Below are 18140 nucleotides of genomic sequence, written 5' to 3'. Positions count from 1 at the left end.
GCACAGGACGGCCTCGTACACTCGGTCAATTCGTCGTTTTTAAGGTTGACCGCCTCGTGCTTGCCCGTCTGTTTGCCCTGCCCTGTTGCCTGCTTATCTGCCTGCTGACCCTGCTGCCCATGGCGCCTGCCCACGCTGTGAGCCTGCCGGGGCTGCTGGGCAGCAACACCAAAACCCAGCCGCAAGCCGACGTCCCGTTGGGCCAGTCCCTGGACGAGGTGATCAAGACCCTGGAGAACGACCAGCAGCGCACCAAGCTGCTGAGCGACCTGAAAAAGCTCCGGGAAACCACACAAAAGGCCCAGCCCGCCGCCGAACTGGGTGTGCTCGGTTTGATCGGCGGCACCCTGTCGAGCCTGGAGCAACAGTTCTCCGGCGCCGACAGCCCGATCAATCGCTGGTCCAGCGAGTTCGACCAGGCCAGGGACGAACTCACCGCACTGATGCTGCCGGCCAGTGAATGGCTGCCGATCATCTTTGCCTTTGCCATGATCCTGATGCTCTGGAGCCTGCTGGCAGCGATCCTGATCTGGCTCAGCCACCGGGTGCGCGAGCGCTTCGGCCTGACCGAAGAGCTGCCGCAGCACCCCAAGACCTGGGACCTGCTGCGCTTTGCCTTGCGCAAGCTCGGCCCATGGCTGATCGCGCTGGTGATCACCGTCTACATGAGTTACGCGCTGCCCTCGTCCCTCGGCAAATCCCTGGCGATGGTGCTGGCCTATGCGCTGGTGGTGGGCACCTGCTTCTCGGCGATCTGCGTGGTCGCGTTTTCCGTGCTCGACGGCCCACACCGCCATCGCGCGCTGTACATCCTGCGCCACCAGGCCTTTCGGCCGCTGTGGCTGATCGGCAGCTTTGCCGCCTTTGGCGAAGCCGTCAGCGACCCGCGCCTGGCCGAGAGCCTGGGCCAGCATTTGTCCCATGTCGCCGCGACCATCGCCAATGTCATGGCCGCGCTGTCCACTGGCGTTTTCATCCTGCGTTTCCGCCGGCCCATTGCGCACCTGATCCGCAATCAGCCGCTGTCCCGCCGCCTGACCCGCCGCGCCCTGAGCGACACCATCGAGATCGTCGGCACCTTCTGGTACCTGCCGGCGCTGCTGCTGGTGGGCATCTCGCTGTTCGCCACCTTCGTCTCCGCCGGCGACACCAGCACCGCCCTGCGCCAGTCGTTGTTGTGCACGGTGTTGCTGGTGCTGTGCATGGTGATCAACGGCCTGGTGCGCCGCCACTCCCTCAAGCCCCAGCGTGGGCACAAGCGCCATGCGCTGTACTCCGATCGCCTGAAAAGCTTCGTCTACACCCTCGCCCATCTCGTGGTGTGGCTGGTGTTTATCGAACTGGGCCTGCGGGTCTGGGGCCTGTCGCTGATCCGCTTTACCGAAGGCGATGGCCATGAAATCAGCGTCAAGCTGTTCGGCCTTGCCGGTACGTTGCTGTTCGCCTGGCTGATCTGGATCCTCAGCGACACCGCCATCCACCACGCCCTCACCCGCTCGCGCAAAGGCCTGGCCAATGCGCGTGCGCAGACGATGATGCCGTTGATCCGCAACGTGCTGTTCGTGACCATCTTCATCATTGCCGCCATCGTCGCCCTGGCGAACATGGGCATGAACGTCACGCCGCTGCTGGCGGGTGCCGGTGTGATCGGCCTGGCCATCGGTTTTGGTGCGCAGTCGCTGGTGGCGGACTTGATCACCGGCCTGTTCATCATTATCGAAGACTCCCTGGCGATTGATGACTACGTGGATGTCGGCGGGCACCTGGGTACGGTCGAAGGCTTGACCATCCGTACCGTGCGCCTGCGGGACATCGACGGGATCGTGCACACCATCCCGTTCAGTGAGATCAAAAGCATCAAGAACTACTCCCGGGAATTCGGCTACGCGATCTTCCGGGTGGCGATTCCCTACAACATGGAAATCGACGACGCCATCAAGCTGATGCGCGACGTCGGGCAGAAGATGCGCAACGACCCGTTGCAACGGCGCAATATCTGGTCGCCGCTGGAGATTCAGGGTGTAGAAAGTTTCGAGTCCGGCAGTGCGATTCTTCGCGCCCGCTTCAAGACCGCGCCGATCAAGCAGTGGGAAGTTTCGCGGGCGTTCAACTTGTCGCTCAAGCGTCACCTCGATGAAGCCGGGCTGGACCTGGCCACCCCGCGCTTGAGCGTGCAAGTAGTGACAGCGGCGGGGGGCGTGCAGGAGAAGGAATAAGCACGGCCCGGACGACGTCAGGATCAACAACAATAATCATGGAGAGTCCTTATGCGTTTGACCGGTCTTACACACCAATGGGTATTCGGCCTGCTGTGCGGTGTCGCCAGCAGTGCGGTCATCGCCGCCAGCAGCGGCCAGGACAGTGCCCGCGAAGAAATCGCCGCCCAGGCGAAAGTGCTGGAACCGGCCCTGCTGGAAACCCGGCGCGACATCCACGCCCATCCTGAACTGGGCAACACCGAAAAACGCACCGCAGAACTGGTGGCCAAGCAATTGCGGGAGATGGGGCTTGAGGTCAAGACCGGCGTCGCCCGCACCGGCGTGGTCGCAATCCTCAAAGGCGCCCTGCCCGGCCCGACCGTTGCCTTGCGCGCCGACATGGATGCGCTGCCGGTCAAGGAAGTGTCCGACCTGCCCTTCGCCTCGAAGGCCAAGGGGGTGTACCTCGATAAAGAAGTCGACGTGATGCACGCCTGCGGCCACGACGCCCACACCGCCATCCTGCTGAGTACAGCGAAAATTCTGACCGGCATGCGCGATCATCTGCCGGGCACCGTGGTGTTTTATTTCCAGCCGGCTGAAGAAGGCCCGAGCGACTTTATCCCCGATGGCAAGAACACTTGGGGCGCGAAGATGATGGTGCAGGAAGGGGTGATGAAATCGCCCAAGCCGGATGCGGTGTTTGGGCTGCATGTGTGGGCCGGTGTGCCTGCGGGGCAGATTGCGTATCGGCCGGGGCCTACCCTAGCGAGTTCGGATGACCTGCGGATCAAGATCCTGGGCAAGCAGACCCATGCGGGGCGGCCGTGGGACGGGATTGATCCGATTACTGTCGGGGCGCAGGCCATCGTTGGGTTGCAGACGGTGGTGAGCCGGCGTACGGACATTTCTTCGTTTCCGGCGGTGGTGAGTATTGGCACCATCAACGGGGGGACGCGGTACAACATCATTCCTGAGTCGGTGGATATGAGTGGGACCATTCGCTCTTACGACTATGGCATTCGCCAGAAGCTGCATGCGGATGTGCGGCAGACCGTCGAGAAGATTGCCGAGAGTGGTGGAGCGAAGGCTGAGGTGACGATCATTGAGAAGTACGATCCGACCATCAACAACCCGGCGCTGACCGAGAAGATGCTGCCGAGTTTGCGTTGGGCGGCGAATGGGGATGTGGTCAACGCCCCGTTAGTGGGTGGGGCTGAAGACTTCTCGTTTTATGCCAAGGAAGCGCCGGGGTTGTTTGTGTTTTTGGGGGTGACGCCGAGGGATCAGGATATGAGCAAGGCGGCGCCCAATCATAATCCGGGGTTCTTTGTGGATGAATCGGCGTTGGTGGTCGGGGTTCGGACGTTGGCTTCGTTGGCGACTGACTATTTGTATGCCAATGCGGGGGATTGAGGGTATATCCGTTATTTAGGTAACGGCCGCTTAGGGTTCCGCTCTTACAGCGGCTCACTTTTGAAAAGCGCAAAAGTAAGCAAAACGCTCTTGCCCCACCACTCGGCACCTCGCTTAGGCTCGGTGTGCCCTCACTCCGGCTTTGGACCGTGGGCCGCCGTCATGGGCCATCCATGGCCCAGGACGGCTAACCCGGCGTCCTGCCGGGTTACCCACGCTCCAAAGCCTGCGTTCGGCCAGCGTGGTTTAACGGGGCGCCTAAGATCAAAAGCAGATCAAGAGCACAGCGGCCTACCGGCCGGCTTGAGTGTGGTGAAGCAACAGCGAAATCAAAAGCTAAAGCGGGCACGGTCAAATGTGGGAGCTGGCTTGCCTGCGATGGCATCAACTGGGTGCATCTGGAAGACCGAGTTGTCTGCATCGCAGGCAAGCCAGCTCCCACAGAAAAGCAGCTTTGCTTTCGCTCTGGTCTTTGCCTTTGCTTTTAACACTCAAGCCGGCCGGTAGGCCGCTGTGCTCTGGCTTTTGATCTGCTTTTGATCTTGATCTGCGGGCCCCGTTAACCACGATGGCCGCAAGTAGGCACGGTGGAGCGGGTAAATCGGCAAGGATGCCGATTTAGCCGCGCCGGGCCATGGATGGCCCGTCGCGGCGGCCCGCGGAATCGGGCCGGAGTGCGGGCATGCCGAGCCTTAGCGAGGCACCGAGTGGTGGGGCATGTACGGGACAACCACATGGGTTACAAAAAAGTGCCTTCACATAGGTGACACTTTGATTGAAACATAACCGTTTTTTGCATCCCTAGCGTTTACTCGGCCCAAGATCACCGGACCGAAGATCACATTCCATATGCCATCACTGATCATCTCCATTCCGATGGTTTGATGGCTCAGCAAATTACCAACATAAATCCTTAGACCTGCTCGATTGATGATCCCACTACTGTCTGCCAGGTAACACTCGACATGACTCGCATAGCCCATCTCCGGCAACCGCTCCGGATAGACTCGTGTTGAAGGCATGTAACACGAGGCTGGCGTTTTCTGCCCAAGAGCCTCGTGTCCACGCTCGTAATTATAGTGCTGCACGAAGCGATCAAAGTGACGCTGCTGAGCATCCCACGCAACCGCCGGTGGTTGGGGTAACGTACTTTTCAGCGTCCTGTGCATACGTTCGTGGCGCCCGTTCTGATCAGGGCGGCCCGGTTCAATTCGCTCAGGAATGATCCCAAGTCGTAGCCACCAGATCGATAGCTGCGACAGCCCGGCACGGCCCGTGCTGGCAAACGGCACACCGTTGTCGGTACGGATGCGCTCAGGCAGCCCATATTCGCGGAAAACCCGCTCGAAGGTTTGCTGGGTTTCCTTGAAATTGGTGCTGGCCATACTCTCGCAGGCCAGTAAAAAGCGACTCGCGTGATCCATTATCGTCAACGGATAACACCACACACCTGCCCCTGTCAGAAATTGCCCTTTGTAATCAGCGCTGAAAAGCTGGTTGGGGATTTCTGCCTTACGTAAAGGCTTGGGATAGACAGCTACACGCGGGCGCAATTGCCGAGGCGTGATCAAATCAGCGGCCTTGAGGATGTTGTAAATGGTGGTTTTTGAGGGTGGGTTCTGCCCAGGAAAACGCCGTATCAAGTCGTTCTGGATCTTCTTCGGGCCGGGAACCGTTTCTCCAGTCGAACGCAATTCAATAATTGCCTGCCGGACAGCAAAAGGGACCACATACGTCTGATTGTGGCGGCTGCGACTTCGCTCTTCGAGGCCTCTGGGCCCCTCCGCTTTGTAGCGCTCGACCCATTTATAGCCAGTCTTGCGACTGATTTGATGGTCCAGGCACAGCTGGCTAAAGCTGTGCTCGTCCTCCAAATAGTCGGCGATGAACTTCACTCTGAGGTCCATAGGTTTCAGCTCTTTCCAGGGCATGGTCAGATCCTCGCGAAATCGACCCTGCCAGTTAAAAAACTGTTACCTATGTGCGTGAACTAATTTGTAACCCATGTGGGTGAGTCATACCGGCAAAGACCTTTTGGTTACTTTTGGGGCGTTTGCCAAAAGTGACCCGCTGTAAGAGCGGAACCATAAGTGGCCGTTACCGAAGAAACGGATATGTACACCGTCAAACCATCAACACATCCCGCGTCACCCCGTCAAACCACATCCACCCCCACATGAATCGCATCATGCCGCCAAAACTCCAGATCACAATCAATCAACCGCTCATGCTGATCATAATTAACCCGAGCAATCCGCAACCCCGGGCTCCCCACCGACACCCTCAACGCCGCCGCGGCCTCAACCTGCAATGACGTCGGCACAATCTCAAACCGCACCCGCCCGTAATGCAAGTCATACACCCGCGCATACAACTCCGTAATCGACTGATTCAAATCACACTCCAGAATCCCCGGAAAATACTGCGGGTTCAAATAGTGCTCCACATACAACACCAACCGCCCATCAATCCTGCGCCCCCGACAAATCTGGATCACGCTGGACAACGCCGGCAACTGCAACCACGCACACACCGCCGCCGAAGCCGGCTGCAACCGCGCCGAAATCACCTCGGTCGACGGCACCCGCCCCTGCGCACTCACCATCGCGTGAAAATGGCTGCGCTGCATCAAGTTGTAGGCAAGCCTGGGCGGCGACACAAACCACCCCCGCCGCTCCTCGCGATAAATCTGCCCTTGTGCCTCAAGTTGTAACAAGGCTTCCCGCACCGTAATGCGGGTGGTACCAAACAACTCGCTCAGCTTACGCTCGGCCGGCAGCTTACTGGCAGGCGCCAACAACCCATGGTCGATCTGCTCTTGCAGCGCCAGGCCAATGGTTGTCACCGCCTTGGTTGCCTCATCACGCATCAACGTTACCTATCTGGACTAGACCAGCACTATTCAGGTGCACAAAACGCCCTTTAAACGCGCCTCTACTATTGCGTGCAAGCCTAGGCATTGCACATGACCGACAGATGACAGCGCCTCGCGACGTTCTGCCACAAGACCTGCAATACATCGGCCAAGTCCAAGGCTTCCGGGCGGTTTGGCATGGTCTACGCTTACCCGGCAACCCCTCGTCCAGGCCAACAAAAAACGACATCGACATGAAACTGTCATCCGGCGCGCCTAAATTGGCTCGTGTATTGCTGACCTAGACCAACACCACCGCAAACGTCGATAAAAACGCAGCGTTGAAAACGCCCAAAGGAGCTTCGGATGAAACAGCTTTTCCTGGCATCACTGTTAGGCTCGACCATTGCCATGTGCACCGCCGCCATGGCTGCTGATACCGATCTAAAAACCCTCGAAGCCGCTGCGAAAGCGGAAGGTGCGGTCAACAGCGTCGGCATGCCCGATGACTGGGCCAACTGGAAAGGCACCTGGGACGACCTGGCCAAGATCTATGGCCTCAAGCACATCGACACCGACATGAGCTCGGCCCAGGAAGTCGCCAAGTTTGCGGCAGAAAAAGACAACGCCAGCGCCGACATCGGCGACGTGGGTGCAGCCTTCGGCCCGATCGCGGTGAAACAGGGCGTTACCCAACCGTACAAACCGACCACCTGGGCACAAGTCCCGGATTGGGCGAAAGACAAAGACGGTAACTGGGCCCTGGCCTACACCGGCACCATCGCCTTTATCGTCAACAAAAAACTCCTGCACGGCTCCGAAGCTCCGAAAAGCTGGGCTGACCTGAAGACCGGCAAATACAAGGTTTCCATCGGTGACGTGAGCACCGCTGCCCAGGCGGCCAACGGCGTACTCGCCGCCGCACTGGCCAACGGTGGCGACGAGAAGAACATTCAGCCGGCGCTGCTGATGTTCGCCGACATCGCCAAGCAAGGCCGCCTGTCGCTGGCCAACCCAACCATCGCCACCATGGAAAAAGGCGAAGTGGAAGTGGGCGTGGTCTGGGACTTCAACGGCCTGAGCTACAAGGCCAAGATGGCGAACCCGGATGACTACGTGGTGCTGATCCCATCGGACGGCTCGGTGATTTCCGGCTACACCACCATCATCAACAAATACGCCAAGCACCCGAACGCCGCCAAGCTGACCCGCGAATACATCTTCAGCGACGCCGGCCAGACCAACCTGGCGCGTGGCAATGCGCGGCCGATCCGTGCCGAGCACCTGACCTTGCCAGCCGACGTACAGGCCAAGCTGCTGCCTAACGAGCAGTACAAGAAAGTCACGCCGATCAAAGACACCGACGCTTGGGAGAAGACCTCCAAGGCACTGCCGCAGAAGTGGCAGGAAGAAGTCATCATCAATATGCAATAAGGCTTAACACGCCTGTTTAAGTGGAACGCGGTCAGTGTGGGAGCTGGCTTGCCTGCGATAGCGGTATGACATTCAGCAGTATTGTCGACTGACACACCGCTATCGCAGGCAAGCCAGCTCCCACATTTGATCGGTGTTCCAACCGAAAAACCGAGTCAAGCCTATTTGTTGCGGAGCCCCAGCCCCTATGAAGCACAACGTCATCCTTGTCGTGCTCGACGGCCTGAATTACGAGGTTGCCCGACACGCCATGGGGCACTTGCAGGCCTATATCGGCGCAGGACGCGCAGCACTGTACAAACTGGAATGTGAACTGCCGGCCCTGTCCCGGCCTCTGTACGAATGCATCCTCACCGGCGTCCCGCCGATCGAGAGCGGCATCGTCCACAACAACGTCTCGCGCCTGTCCAACCAGCGCAGCATTTTCCATTACGCCACCGACGCCGGTTTATCCACGGCGGCGGCGGCTTATCACTGGGTCAGCGAGTTGTATAACCGCTCCCCGTTCATCGCTGCCCGGGATCGTCATACCAGCGACCCGGCCCTGGCTATCCAGCACGGGCATTTCTACTGGAATGACCATTACCCGGACTCGCACCTGTTTGCCGACGCCGAAAGCCTGCGCCTCAAACACGCGCCGAATTTCCTGGTGGTGCACCCGATGAACATCGACGACGCCGGCCACAAGCACGGCCTCGACACCCCGCAATACCGCAACAGCGCGCGCTCGGCCGACATCATCCTCGCCGACTACCTGCAAGGCTGGCTCGACGCCGGTTACCAGGTACTGGTGACGGCCGACCACGGCATGAACAACGACCGCTCCCACAACGGCCTGCTGCCGGAAGAACGGGAAGTGCCACTGTTTGTGCTGGGTGATGCCTTCAGCCTCGACACCCATGCCACACCCAAGCAAACCGAGCTGTGCGGCACCGTCTGCGAGCTGCTGGGTGTGCCCCACGACAAACCTGTATGCCGGGAGCTGTTGAAGTGAATTCAGTGATCCGCGGCAAATGGCTGGCCGCCTTGTGCCTGGTGCCCTTCGCCATCTTCTTTATCGTGTTCGAGATCGCCCCGCTGGTGTGGGTGATGATCAGCAGCGTCCAGTCGGAAGAGTTCGGCTGGGGCCTGGCCAACTTCAGCAAGATCTTCAGTTCGAAGTTCTATATGCAGGCGATCCAGTACAGCCTGGAAATCAGTTTCTACTCCAGCGTATTCGGGATCATCATCGCCGTGCTGGGCAGCTACTCACTGCGCCGGGTGGACGGGCCGCTGCGCAATTTCGTGACCGCGTTCGCCAACATGACCAGCAACTTTGCCGGCGTGCCCCTGGCCTTCGCTTTCATCATCCTGCTGGGGTTCAACGGCAGCATCACCATCATGCTCAAGCAGGCCGGGATCATTCAGGACTTCAACCTGTACTCCAAGACCGGGTTGATCATCCTTTATACCTATTTCCAGATTCCCCTCGGCGTGCTGCTGCTCTACCCGGCCTTCGACGCGTTGCGTGAAGACTGGCGCGAATCTGCTTCATTGCTGGGCGCGGACGGTTGGCAGTATTGGCGGCATATCGGTCTGCCGGTGCTGACCCCTGCGCTGCTGGGCACCTTCGTGATCCTGCTGGCCAACGCCCTCGGCGCATACGCCACGGTGTACGCGCTGACCACCGGCAACTTCAACGTGCTGCCGATCCGCATCGCGGCGATGGTCTCCGGCGACATCTCCCTGGACCCGAATATGGCCAGCGCCCTGGCCGTGGTGCTGGTGGCGCTGATGACCGTGGTGACCGTGGTCCATCAACTGCTGCTCAAGAGGAGCTACCATGTCTCGCGCTGAACCTGGCTCGGCCGCCCTCTACCACCGCGTAGTGGTGTACCTGTTGTTTGCGATCCTGGTGCTGCCGTTGCTCGGCACCCTGGTCTACTCCATCGCCAGCAGTTGGTCGGCGACCGTCCTGCCGTCCGGCTTTACCTTCAAATGGTATATCCAGCTGTGGAGTGACCCGCGATTCCTGAATGCCTTCGGCCAGTCGCTGCTGGTGTGCGTCGGCGCGCTGATCTTGTCGGTGGTGCTGATCCTGCCGCTGCTGTTTGTGGTGCATTACCACTTTCCGAAACTCGACGCGCTGATGAACATCCTGATCCTGCTGCCCTTCGCGGTGCCGCCGGTGGTGTCGTCGGTGGGACTGTTGCAGCTCTACGGCTCGGGGCCGTTTGCGATGGTGGGTACACCGTGGATCCTGATCGGTTGCTACTTCACCGTGGCGCTGCCGTTCATGTACCGGGCGATCACCAACAACCTGCAAGCGATCAACCTGCGGGACCTGATGGACGCCGCCCAACTGCTCGGTGCCAGCACCTTCCAGGCGGCGTTCCTGGTGGTGCTGCCGAACCTGCGCAAGGGCTTGATGGTGGCATTGCTGCTGTCGTTCTCGTTCCTGTTCGGCGAGTTCGTGTTCGCCAACATCCTGGTGGGCACCCGCTACGAAACCCTGCAGGTGTACCTCAACAATATGCGTAACAGCAGCGGCCACTTCACCAGTGCCCTGGTGATCTCCTATTTCTTCTTCGTGCTGGTGCTGACCTGGGCCGCCAACATCTTGAACAAGGACAAAAGCCAATGAGCTTCGTCAGCGTCCAACACCTGCAAAAAGGCTACGCCGGCACACCGGTCTTCAGTGACATCAACTGCGAAATCGCCAAAGGCGAATTCGTCACCCTGCTTGGCCCGTCGGGCTGCGGCAAGTCGACCCTGCTGCGCTGCATCGCCGGCCTGACCTCGGTAGACAGCGGGAAAATCCTGCTGGACGGCCAGGACATCGTTCCGCTGAGCCCACAGAAACGGCATATCGGCATGGTGTTCCAGAGCTACGCGCTGTTCCCCAACATGACCGTGGAACAGAACGTCGCCTTCGGCCTGCGCATGCAGAAGGTCAATGCCGACGACAGCCACAAACGCGTGCAGGAAGTGTTGCAACTGGTGGAGCTGAAAGAACTCGCCGGCCGCTACCCGCACCAGATGTCCGGCGGCCAGTGCCAGCGCGTGGCCCTCGCCCGCTCCCTGGTGACGCGCCCGCGCCTGTTGCTGCTGGATGAACCGCTGTCGGCCCTCGACGCACGGATTCGCAAGCACCTGCGCGAACAGATTCGCCAGATCCAGCGCGAGCTGGGCCTGACCACCATCTTCGTGACCCATGACCAGGAAGAAGCACTGACCATGTCCGACCGGATCTTCCTGATGAACCAGGGCAAGATCGTGCAGAGCGGCGATGCCGAGACCCTCTACACCGCGCCGGTAGATGTGTTCGCCGCGGGGTTTATCGGCAACTACAACCTGCTGGACGCCGACAAGGCCAGCAAACTGTTGCAGCGCCCGATCACCGGGCGCATCGCCATTCGCCCGGAAGCCATCGAGCTCAGCCGCAGCGGCGAACTGGACGCGCTGGTGCGCAGCCACAGCCTGTTGGGCAATGTGATTCGCTACCGCATCGAAGCCCGTGGGGTGGAACTGGTGGTCGATGTACTCAACCGTTCGGCCGACGATTTGCACCCTGACGGTCAGCGATTGGCACTTTCCATCGACCCAAGTGCGTTGTGTGAAGTAGCCTGACGCACGATTTATTTGAGAGAGCGTGACTGATGGCTTTGGTAATTTTTGATCTGGACGACACCCTGATCCACGGCGACTGCGCCACCCTGTGGAGCGAGCAAATGGGCCGCTTGGGCTGGGTGGATGGCGAGTCGTTCATGCGCAAGAACGACGAACTGATGGCGGCCTACAGCCGCGGTGAACTGGCCATGGAAGACTTCATGGACTTCAGCCTGGAGCCGATGATCGGGCGCACGCCGGAAGAGATCGAGCACCTTGTTGAGCCGTGGGTGGAAGACGTTATCGAGCCGCTGATCTACAGCGAAGCCACCCGAACCATCGCCCAGCATCGCAAGAACGGCGACCGGATTCTGGTGATCTCGGCGTCGGGGACGCACTTGGTCAAGCCGATTGCGGCGCGTATCGGCATTGATGAAGTGTTGGGGATCGAGTTGGACGTTGCTCATGGGGTGTACAGCGGCAAGACCACGGGGGTACTGACGTACCGCGAAGGCAAGATCACCCGCCTGATGGAATGGCTGGAGCAGGAGGGTGAGCACCTCGACGGGGCGTACTTCTACTCGGATTCGCGCAATGATTTGCCGCTGTTGCTGAAGGTGGAGAACCCGCAGGTGGTGAATCCGGACCCGGTTTTGCGGGCGCATGCTGAGAAGGCTGGGTGGCCGATTCATCATTGGGTTTGACGGTTCGTGCTGGTTTGAGGTGAGTACATATCCGTTATTTAGGTAACGGCCGCCTATGGTTTCGCTCTTACAGCGACTCACTTTGGAAAAGCCCCAAAGTAAGCAAAGGGCTCTGCCCCGCCTGTCGGCACCTCGCCTAGGCTCGGTGTTCCCTCACTCCGGCATTGCTCCGCGGGCCGCCGCGACGGGCCATCCATGGCCCGGCGCGGCTAAACCGGCGCCCTGCCGGTTTACCCGCTCCGCACTGCCTGCGTTCGGCCTCGGGCTTATTGGGGCAGTCAGATCAAGATCAAAAGCAAGAGCACAGCGGCCTCCCGGCCGGCTTGAGTGTTAAAAGCAAAGGCAAGATCCAGAGCGAAAGCCAAATCTGAAGCGGATGCAGCTCTGCTTTTCTGTGGGAGCTGGCTTGCCTGCGATGCAGACACCTCGGTTCTTCAGATACACCGAGGTGATGCCATCGCAGGCAAGCCAGCTCCCACATTTGGACCGTGCCCGCTTTAGCTTTTGATTTTGCTCTTCAACACTCAAGCCGGCCGGGAGGCCGCTGTGCTCTTGATCTGCTTTTGATCTTGAGCTTAGGCGCCCCGTTAAACCACGCTGGCCGAACGCAGGCTTTGGAGCGTGGGTAACCCGGCAGGACGCCGGGTTAGCCGCGCTGGGCCAAGGATGGCCCATCGCGGCGGCCCACGGTCCAAAGCCGGAGGGCACACCGAGCCTAAGCGAGGTGCCGAGTGGTGGGGCAAGAGCGTTTTGCTTACTTTTGCGCTCTTCAAAAGTGAGCCGCTGTAAGAGCGGAACCATAGGCGGCCGTTACCTAAATAACGGATATACACCCAGCCAACTCCCCCCCAACACAAATGTCGCCTCTGAAATCAGACCAGGCTTTCGTCAATCACCAACACAAGTTTCCCGGAAATCTGATTAGTCGCCAGCTCAGCAAACGCAGCCTCAGCATCCTTGATCGGAAACGTCTTGGCCAATTGCGGACTCAAACGACCCTCGGCAAACAACGGCCAAACATGCTGACTCAAGTCACTGAACAGGTCAGCCTTGAACTGATCATCCCGGCTACGCAACGTCGACCCCAACACCTGCACACGCTTGGCCAACACCTGCGCCAGATCGATCTGCGCCTCCCGCCCCCCCATCAACCCAATCAACACCCAGCGCCCATCACGCGCCGCCAGCTTGAGATTCAGCGCCGCGTAATTCCCCCCCACCGGGTCAAGAATCACATCGAACGGTCCAAAATCCCTCAAGCCCTCGATGCCGTCAGTACGTACCACACCCCCCTGAGCCCCCAGCGCCTCACAGTACGCCAAGCGATCCGCCGACCCCACACTGACCCAACACGGGCTACCAAACGCCTTGCACAGTTGAATCGCCGCCGACCCCACGCCACTGGCGCCAGCATGCAACAGCACCTTCTCCCCAGGCTTGAGGCCCGCCAGCTGGAACAGATTCAGCCACGCAGTGCTGTACACCTCGGGCAACCCGGCCGCTTCCACCAGGGACACACCCTCCGGCACCGGCAGCACATGCCGCGCATCCACCACCACTTCTTCAGCCATCCCACCGCCAGCCAGCAAGGCGCAAACACGATCACCCACCTGCCACGACGAACCAGCGCCGACTTCGCTGATCACCCCGGAACACTCCAGGCCCAACACCTGACTGGCGCCAGGAGGCGGTGGATAGAGCCCTGAACGCTGTAATAAATCCGCCCGATTCAAGCCCGCAGCCGCCACACGAATGCGAACTTGGCCTACATCACATGTAGGACTCGGCTCGTCTTGCCACTCCACATGACCTTCAACGCCTTGCAATGCTTTCACAGTGCCTCCATAGTGAGTCTGGACTGAGCCCGTTGCTGTAGCGCCGGGCTTTTTGCATTATGCGACCGGCCCATATGGAACCGGCGACTTCAAAGACGGCCTAATATGCGTTATCAATTGCCCCCGCGTCGAATCAGCATGAAGCATCTGTTCCCCAGCACCGCCCTCGCTCTTTTTATTGGTATCGGCCTTCTGCCGCTATCGAGCAATACGTTCGCAGCCAACAGCTGGGACAATCTTCAGCCTGATCGCGATGAGGTGATTGCCAGCCTTAACGTCGTTGAGTTGCTCAAGCGCCACCATTACAGCAAGCCGCCGCTGGACGACGCTCGCTCGGTGATCATTTACGACAGCTACCTCAAGCTGTTGGATCCCTCGCGCAGCTATTTCCTGGCCAGCGACATCACCGAGTTCGACAAGTGGAAGACGCAGTTCGACGACTTCCTCAAGAGCGGTGATTTGCAGCCCGGCTTCACCATCTACAAGCGTTACCTGGACCGCGTCAAAGCGCGTCTGGACTTCGCCATTGGTGAGCTGAACAAGGGCGTCGACCAGTTTGACTTCACCAAGAAAGAGACCTTGCTGGTTGACCGCAAGGACGCTCCTTGGCTGACCACCGAAGCCGAACTGGACGACCTGTGGCGCAAACGCGTCAAGGATGAGGTCCTGCGCTACAAGATCTCAGGCAAAGACCCGAAGGCCATTCAGGAACTGTTGACCAAGCGCTACAAGAATCAGCTGGCACGTCTGGACCAGACCCGTGCCGAAGATATCTTCCAGGCCTACATCAACACCTTCGCGATGTCCTACGACCCGCACACCAATTATCTGTCGCCAGATAACGCGGAAAATTTCGATATCAACATGAGTCTGTCGCTGGAAGGCATCGGTGCCGTCCTGCAAAGCGATAACGACCAGGTGAAAATCGTACGTCTGGTGCCGGCAGGTCCGGCCGACAAGACCAAACAGGTTGCTCCGGCCGACAAGATCATCGGTGTGGCCCAGGCCGACAAAGAGATGGTCGATGTGGTCGGCTGGCGTCTGGATGAAGTGGTCAAGCTGATCCGCGGGCCGAAAGGCAGCGTGGTGCGCCTGGAAGTGATTCCGCACACCAACGCACCGAACGACCAGACCAGCAAGATCGTGTCCATCACCCGTGAAGCGGTGAAGCTCGAAGATCAGGCCGTCCAGAAGCAAGTCCTCAACCTCAAGCAGGATGGCAAGGACTACAAGCTGGGCGTGGTGGTGATCCCGGCGTTCTACCTGGACTTCAAAGCGTTCCGCGCCGGTGATCCGGACTACAAGAGCACCACCCGCGACGTTAAGAAAATCCTGACAGAACTGCAGAAGGAAAAAGTCGACGGCGTGGTCATCGACCTGCGCAACAACGGCGGCGGCTCCCTGCAGGAAGCCACCGAGCTGACCAGCCTGTTTATCGACAAGGGTCCGACCGTACTGGTGCGTAACGCCGACGGCCGTGTGGACGTGCTGGAAGACGAGAACCCGGGTGCCTTCTACAAAGGGCCGATGGCGTTGCTGGTCAACCGCCTCTCGGCATCCGCCTCGGAGATTTTTGCCGGCGCGATGCAGGACTATCACCGTGCGCTGATCATCGGCGGCCAGACCTTCGGCAAAGGTACCGTGCAGACCATCCAGCCGCTGAACCATGGCGAGCTGAAACTGACCCTGGCCAAGTTCTACCGGGTTTCCGGGCAGAGCACCCAGCATCAGGGCGTACTGCCGGATGTCGATTTCCCGTCGATCATCGACACCAAGGAAATCGGCGAGAGCGCACTGCCTGAGGCCATGCCGTGGGACACCATCCGCCCTGCGATCAAGCCTGCGGTAGACCCGTTCAAACCGTACATCGCACAGCTGAAAGCTGATCACGAAGCCCGCTCCGCCAAGGATGCCGAGTTCATCTTTATCCGCGACAAGCTGGCCCTGGCCAAGAAGTTGATGGAAGAGAAAACCGTCAGCCTCAACGAAGCCGACCGTCGTGCGCAGCACACCGACATCGAGAATCAGCAACTGGTGCTGGAGAACGCCCGCCGCAAGGCCAAAGGCGAAGCCCCGCTCAAGGAACTGAAGAAAGAAGACGAAGACGCGATCGCCGCCGAGCCTGATAAAACCAAGCCGGAAGATGATGCCTACCTGAGCGAGACCGGGCGCATCCTGCTGGACTACTTGAAAATCAGTAAGACGGTGGCCAAGCAGTAAATGATGGCAATTTAATGTGAACGCTCTCCGGAGTGTCATCAAATAGACATCATTCTGTCGTGAAATGAAGGACCTGCCCAAGCAGGTCCTTTTTTTTCGACCCGAGAAAATCATGACCATGACCGAACAGCTGAATGCATTGGGCTCAATCCTGGCTCAAGGCAGTTTGCACAGCCTGTTCCAGCCGATCATTTCTCTGTCCGAGCGACGCGTGGTCGGTTACGAGGCCCTCAGTCGTGGCCCGTCCAATAGCCCGCTGCACTCCCCTATCGCGCTGTTCTCCGTGGCCCGCCACGCCGGGCGCCTCAATGAGCTGGAGATGGTCTGCCGGGAAAGCGCCTGCCGGCGGTTCAGCGAACAAAAACTGCCAGGCAAGCTGTTCCTCAACGTCTCACCCGAATCCCTGCTGGAAACCGCCCATCAACCTGGCCGCACCCTGCAACTGCTCAGCGACTTTGGCATCCCGCCCAGCCAGGTGGTGATCGAACTGACCGAGCAAACCCCGACCGACGATTTTCAACTGCTGCAAACCGCGCTGCATCACTATCGCGCCATGGGGTTTTCGATTGCTCTGGATGACCTGGGTGCCGGCTATTCCAGCCTGCGGCTGTGGTCGGAATTGCGTCCGGACTATGTGAAGATCGACCGGCACTTTATCGACGGCATCCACCAGGACGCCCTCAAGCGCGAGTTTGTCGGCTCCATCCTGCAAATCGCCAAGGCCTCCCGGGCCCAGGTGATCGCTGAAGGCATCGAGCTGCCGGAAGAATTGGCGGTGCTCACGGAAATGGGCGTCGACCTGGTGCAGGGCTACCTGCTCTGCCGCCCCCAGGAACACCCGCCGCAGGAAGCACGGTTGATGTTACCCAAGCCTGACAGCGCCAACGTCGCACTGAACGACGAAGGCAGCGACCTCAGCGCCCTGCTCAACGAACAACCGGCCGTGGGCCAGCACACCGCCACGGCGCAGGTGCTGGAAGCCTTCCGCCGCCAGGCCAACCTCAATTCCCTGGCGGTGCTGGATGAGCGTGGCCATCCAATCGGCATCGTGCACCGGCACTCGCTGTCGGACGCCCTGCTCAAGCCGTTCGCCACCGACCTGTTCGCCCGCAAGCCCATCAGCCGCTTGATGAGTGATGACTTCCTCGCGGTGGAACTGAGCCAGTCCTTGCAGCAAGTCAGCCGACTGCTCACCAGCCGCGCACGCCAGCGGATCGAGGAAGATTTCATCATCACCCTCAACGGCGATTACCTGGGGCTGGGGCGGGTGATCGACGTACTCAAGCTGATTACCGAGCTGAAAATCCAGCAGGCACGCTATGCCAACCCGCTGACCTTGCTGCCGGGCAACGTGCCGATCCAGCAGTGCCTGACGCGGTTGTTGCAGCAACAACGCGAGTCAGTGATCTGCTACGTGGATATCGACAGTTTCAAGCCATTCAACGATATCTACGGCTATGGCCGGGGCGATGAAGTGCTGCTGTGCCTGGCGCAATGCCTGAACGACCGGGTAGACCCCAGCCGCGACTTTGTCGGGCATATCGGCGGTGATGACTTTTTACTGGTGCTGGGGCCGCAGGATTGGCGCAAGCGACTCAACCAGTTGCTGGACGACTTCCACACTCAATGCCGGCGCTTCTATCGCAGCGAGCATCTGGACGCAGGCTGTTTCGTTGCACTGAACCGCCAGGGCGTGCGCCAGGAGTTTGCGCTGCTGTCGCTGTCCATCGGCGTGGTGCATTTGTATCCACAGGCCTGTGGACAACTCGATGCCAGCCAACTGGCAGAACTGGCCTCGCAAGCCAAGCACCACGCGAAGAACGTGGCCGGCTACAGCATTCATGTGATCGACAGTCTGGAGTTGGGCCAGGCAGAAGCGGAGCCGCTCTAG

General features: G+C 59.6%; 13 protein-coding genes. 10 read left to right on the top strand and 3 right to left on the bottom strand.

The window, feature by feature from the left end; genetic code table 11:
- Positions 1 to 56 precede the first annotated feature (56 nt).
- Both BLU46_RS26155 and BLU46_RS26150 read left to right on the top strand, forming a co-directional pair.
- Positions 57 to 2216: a mechanosensitive ion channel family protein gene (locus tag BLU46_RS26155; protein ID WP_093207692.1), complete on the top strand. Its 2160-nt coding sequence runs from the start codon at positions 57 to 59 to the stop codon at positions 2214 to 2216.
- A gap of 51 nt (positions 2217 to 2267) precedes the next feature.
- The gene (locus tag BLU46_RS26150) at positions 2268 to 3614 is read left to right on the top strand and encodes an amidohydrolase (protein ID WP_063028326.1); all 1347 of its coding nucleotides are present in this window, start codon (positions 2268 to 2270) and stop codon (positions 3612 to 3614) included.
- 755 nt (positions 3615 to 4369) lie between these two features.
- Here BLU46_RS26150 and BLU46_RS26140 read toward each other — a convergent pair.
- On the bottom strand, positions 4370 to 5545 hold the full coding sequence (locus BLU46_RS26140) for an integrase core domain-containing protein (protein WP_093206837.1): 1176 nt from the start codon (positions 5543 to 5545) through the stop codon (positions 4370 to 4372).
- A 224-nt stretch (positions 5546 to 5769) separates the two neighbouring features.
- Positions 5770 to 6483 (bottom strand): UTRA domain-containing protein, encoded by a 714-nt coding sequence (locus BLU46_RS26135; RefSeq protein WP_010166446.1) that lies wholly within the window; start codon positions 6481 to 6483, stop codon positions 5770 to 5772.
- Positions 6484 to 6834: 351 nt separating this feature from the next.
- On the opposite strand from BLU46_RS26135, the gene BLU46_RS26130 reads away from it, so the two are divergent.
- From BLU46_RS26130 to BLU46_RS26105, 6 genes are all read left to right on the top strand, one after another.
- Complete coding sequence (locus tag BLU46_RS26130) at positions 6835 to 7902, top strand: ABC transporter substrate-binding protein (protein ID WP_093207688.1); 1068 nt, start codon at positions 6835 to 6837, stop codon at positions 7900 to 7902.
- A gap of 187 nt (positions 7903 to 8089) precedes the next feature.
- On the top strand, positions 8090 to 8896 hold the full coding sequence (locus BLU46_RS26125) for an alkaline phosphatase family protein (protein WP_093207685.1): 807 nt from the start codon (positions 8090 to 8092) through the stop codon (positions 8894 to 8896).
- Complete coding sequence (locus BLU46_RS26120; RefSeq protein ID WP_003219748.1) at positions 8893 to 9738, top strand: ABC transporter permease; 846 nt, start codon at positions 8893 to 8895, stop codon at positions 9736 to 9738. The genes BLU46_RS26125 and BLU46_RS26120 overlap by 4 nt, the downstream gene beginning before the upstream one ends.
- Positions 9725 to 10525, top strand: a complete 801-nt coding sequence (locus tag BLU46_RS26115; protein WP_063028323.1) for an ABC transporter permease — start codon at positions 9725 to 9727, stop codon at positions 10523 to 10525. The genes BLU46_RS26120 and BLU46_RS26115 overlap by 14 nt, the downstream gene beginning before the upstream one ends.
- Positions 10522 to 11511, top strand: coding sequence for an ABC transporter ATP-binding protein (locus BLU46_RS26110; RefSeq protein ID WP_003219745.1), 990 nt, complete (start codon positions 10522 to 10524; stop codon positions 11509 to 11511). The genes BLU46_RS26115 and BLU46_RS26110 overlap by 4 nt, the downstream gene beginning before the upstream one ends.
- A 29-nt stretch (positions 11512 to 11540) precedes the next feature.
- The gene (locus BLU46_RS26105) at positions 11541 to 12194 is read left to right on the top strand and encodes an HAD family hydrolase (RefSeq protein ID WP_003219744.1); all 654 of its coding nucleotides are present in this window, start codon (positions 11541 to 11543) and stop codon (positions 12192 to 12194) included.
- 872 nt (positions 12195 to 13066) lie between these two features.
- On the opposite strand, the gene BLU46_RS26090 is transcribed toward BLU46_RS26105, so the two are convergent.
- On the bottom strand, positions 13067 to 14029 hold the full coding sequence (locus tag BLU46_RS26090) for a zinc-binding dehydrogenase (RefSeq protein ID WP_093207682.1): 963 nt from the start codon (positions 14027 to 14029) through the stop codon (positions 13067 to 13069).
- 138 nt (positions 14030 to 14167) lie between these two features.
- Between BLU46_RS26090 and BLU46_RS26085 the strand changes: the two genes are divergently transcribed.
- Positions 14168 to 16249 (top strand): carboxy terminal-processing peptidase, encoded by a 2082-nt coding sequence (locus tag BLU46_RS26085; RefSeq protein ID WP_172834552.1) that lies wholly within the window; start codon positions 14168 to 14170, stop codon positions 16247 to 16249.
- A gap of 112 nt (positions 16250 to 16361) precedes the next feature.
- Positions 16362 to 18140 carry a bifunctional diguanylate cyclase/phosphodiesterase gene (locus BLU46_RS26080; protein WP_093210197.1) on the top strand — a complete coding sequence of 593 codons (1779 nt, stop codon included), beginning with the start codon at positions 16362 to 16364 and terminating at the stop codon, positions 18138 to 18140.

The organism is Pseudomonas yamanorum (assembly GCF_900105735.1).
Taxonomy (GTDB): Bacteria; Pseudomonadota; Gammaproteobacteria; order Pseudomonadales; family Pseudomonadaceae; genus Aquipseudomonas; species Aquipseudomonas yamanorum.
This window is presented reverse-complemented; position numbering and strand designations above follow the sequence as displayed.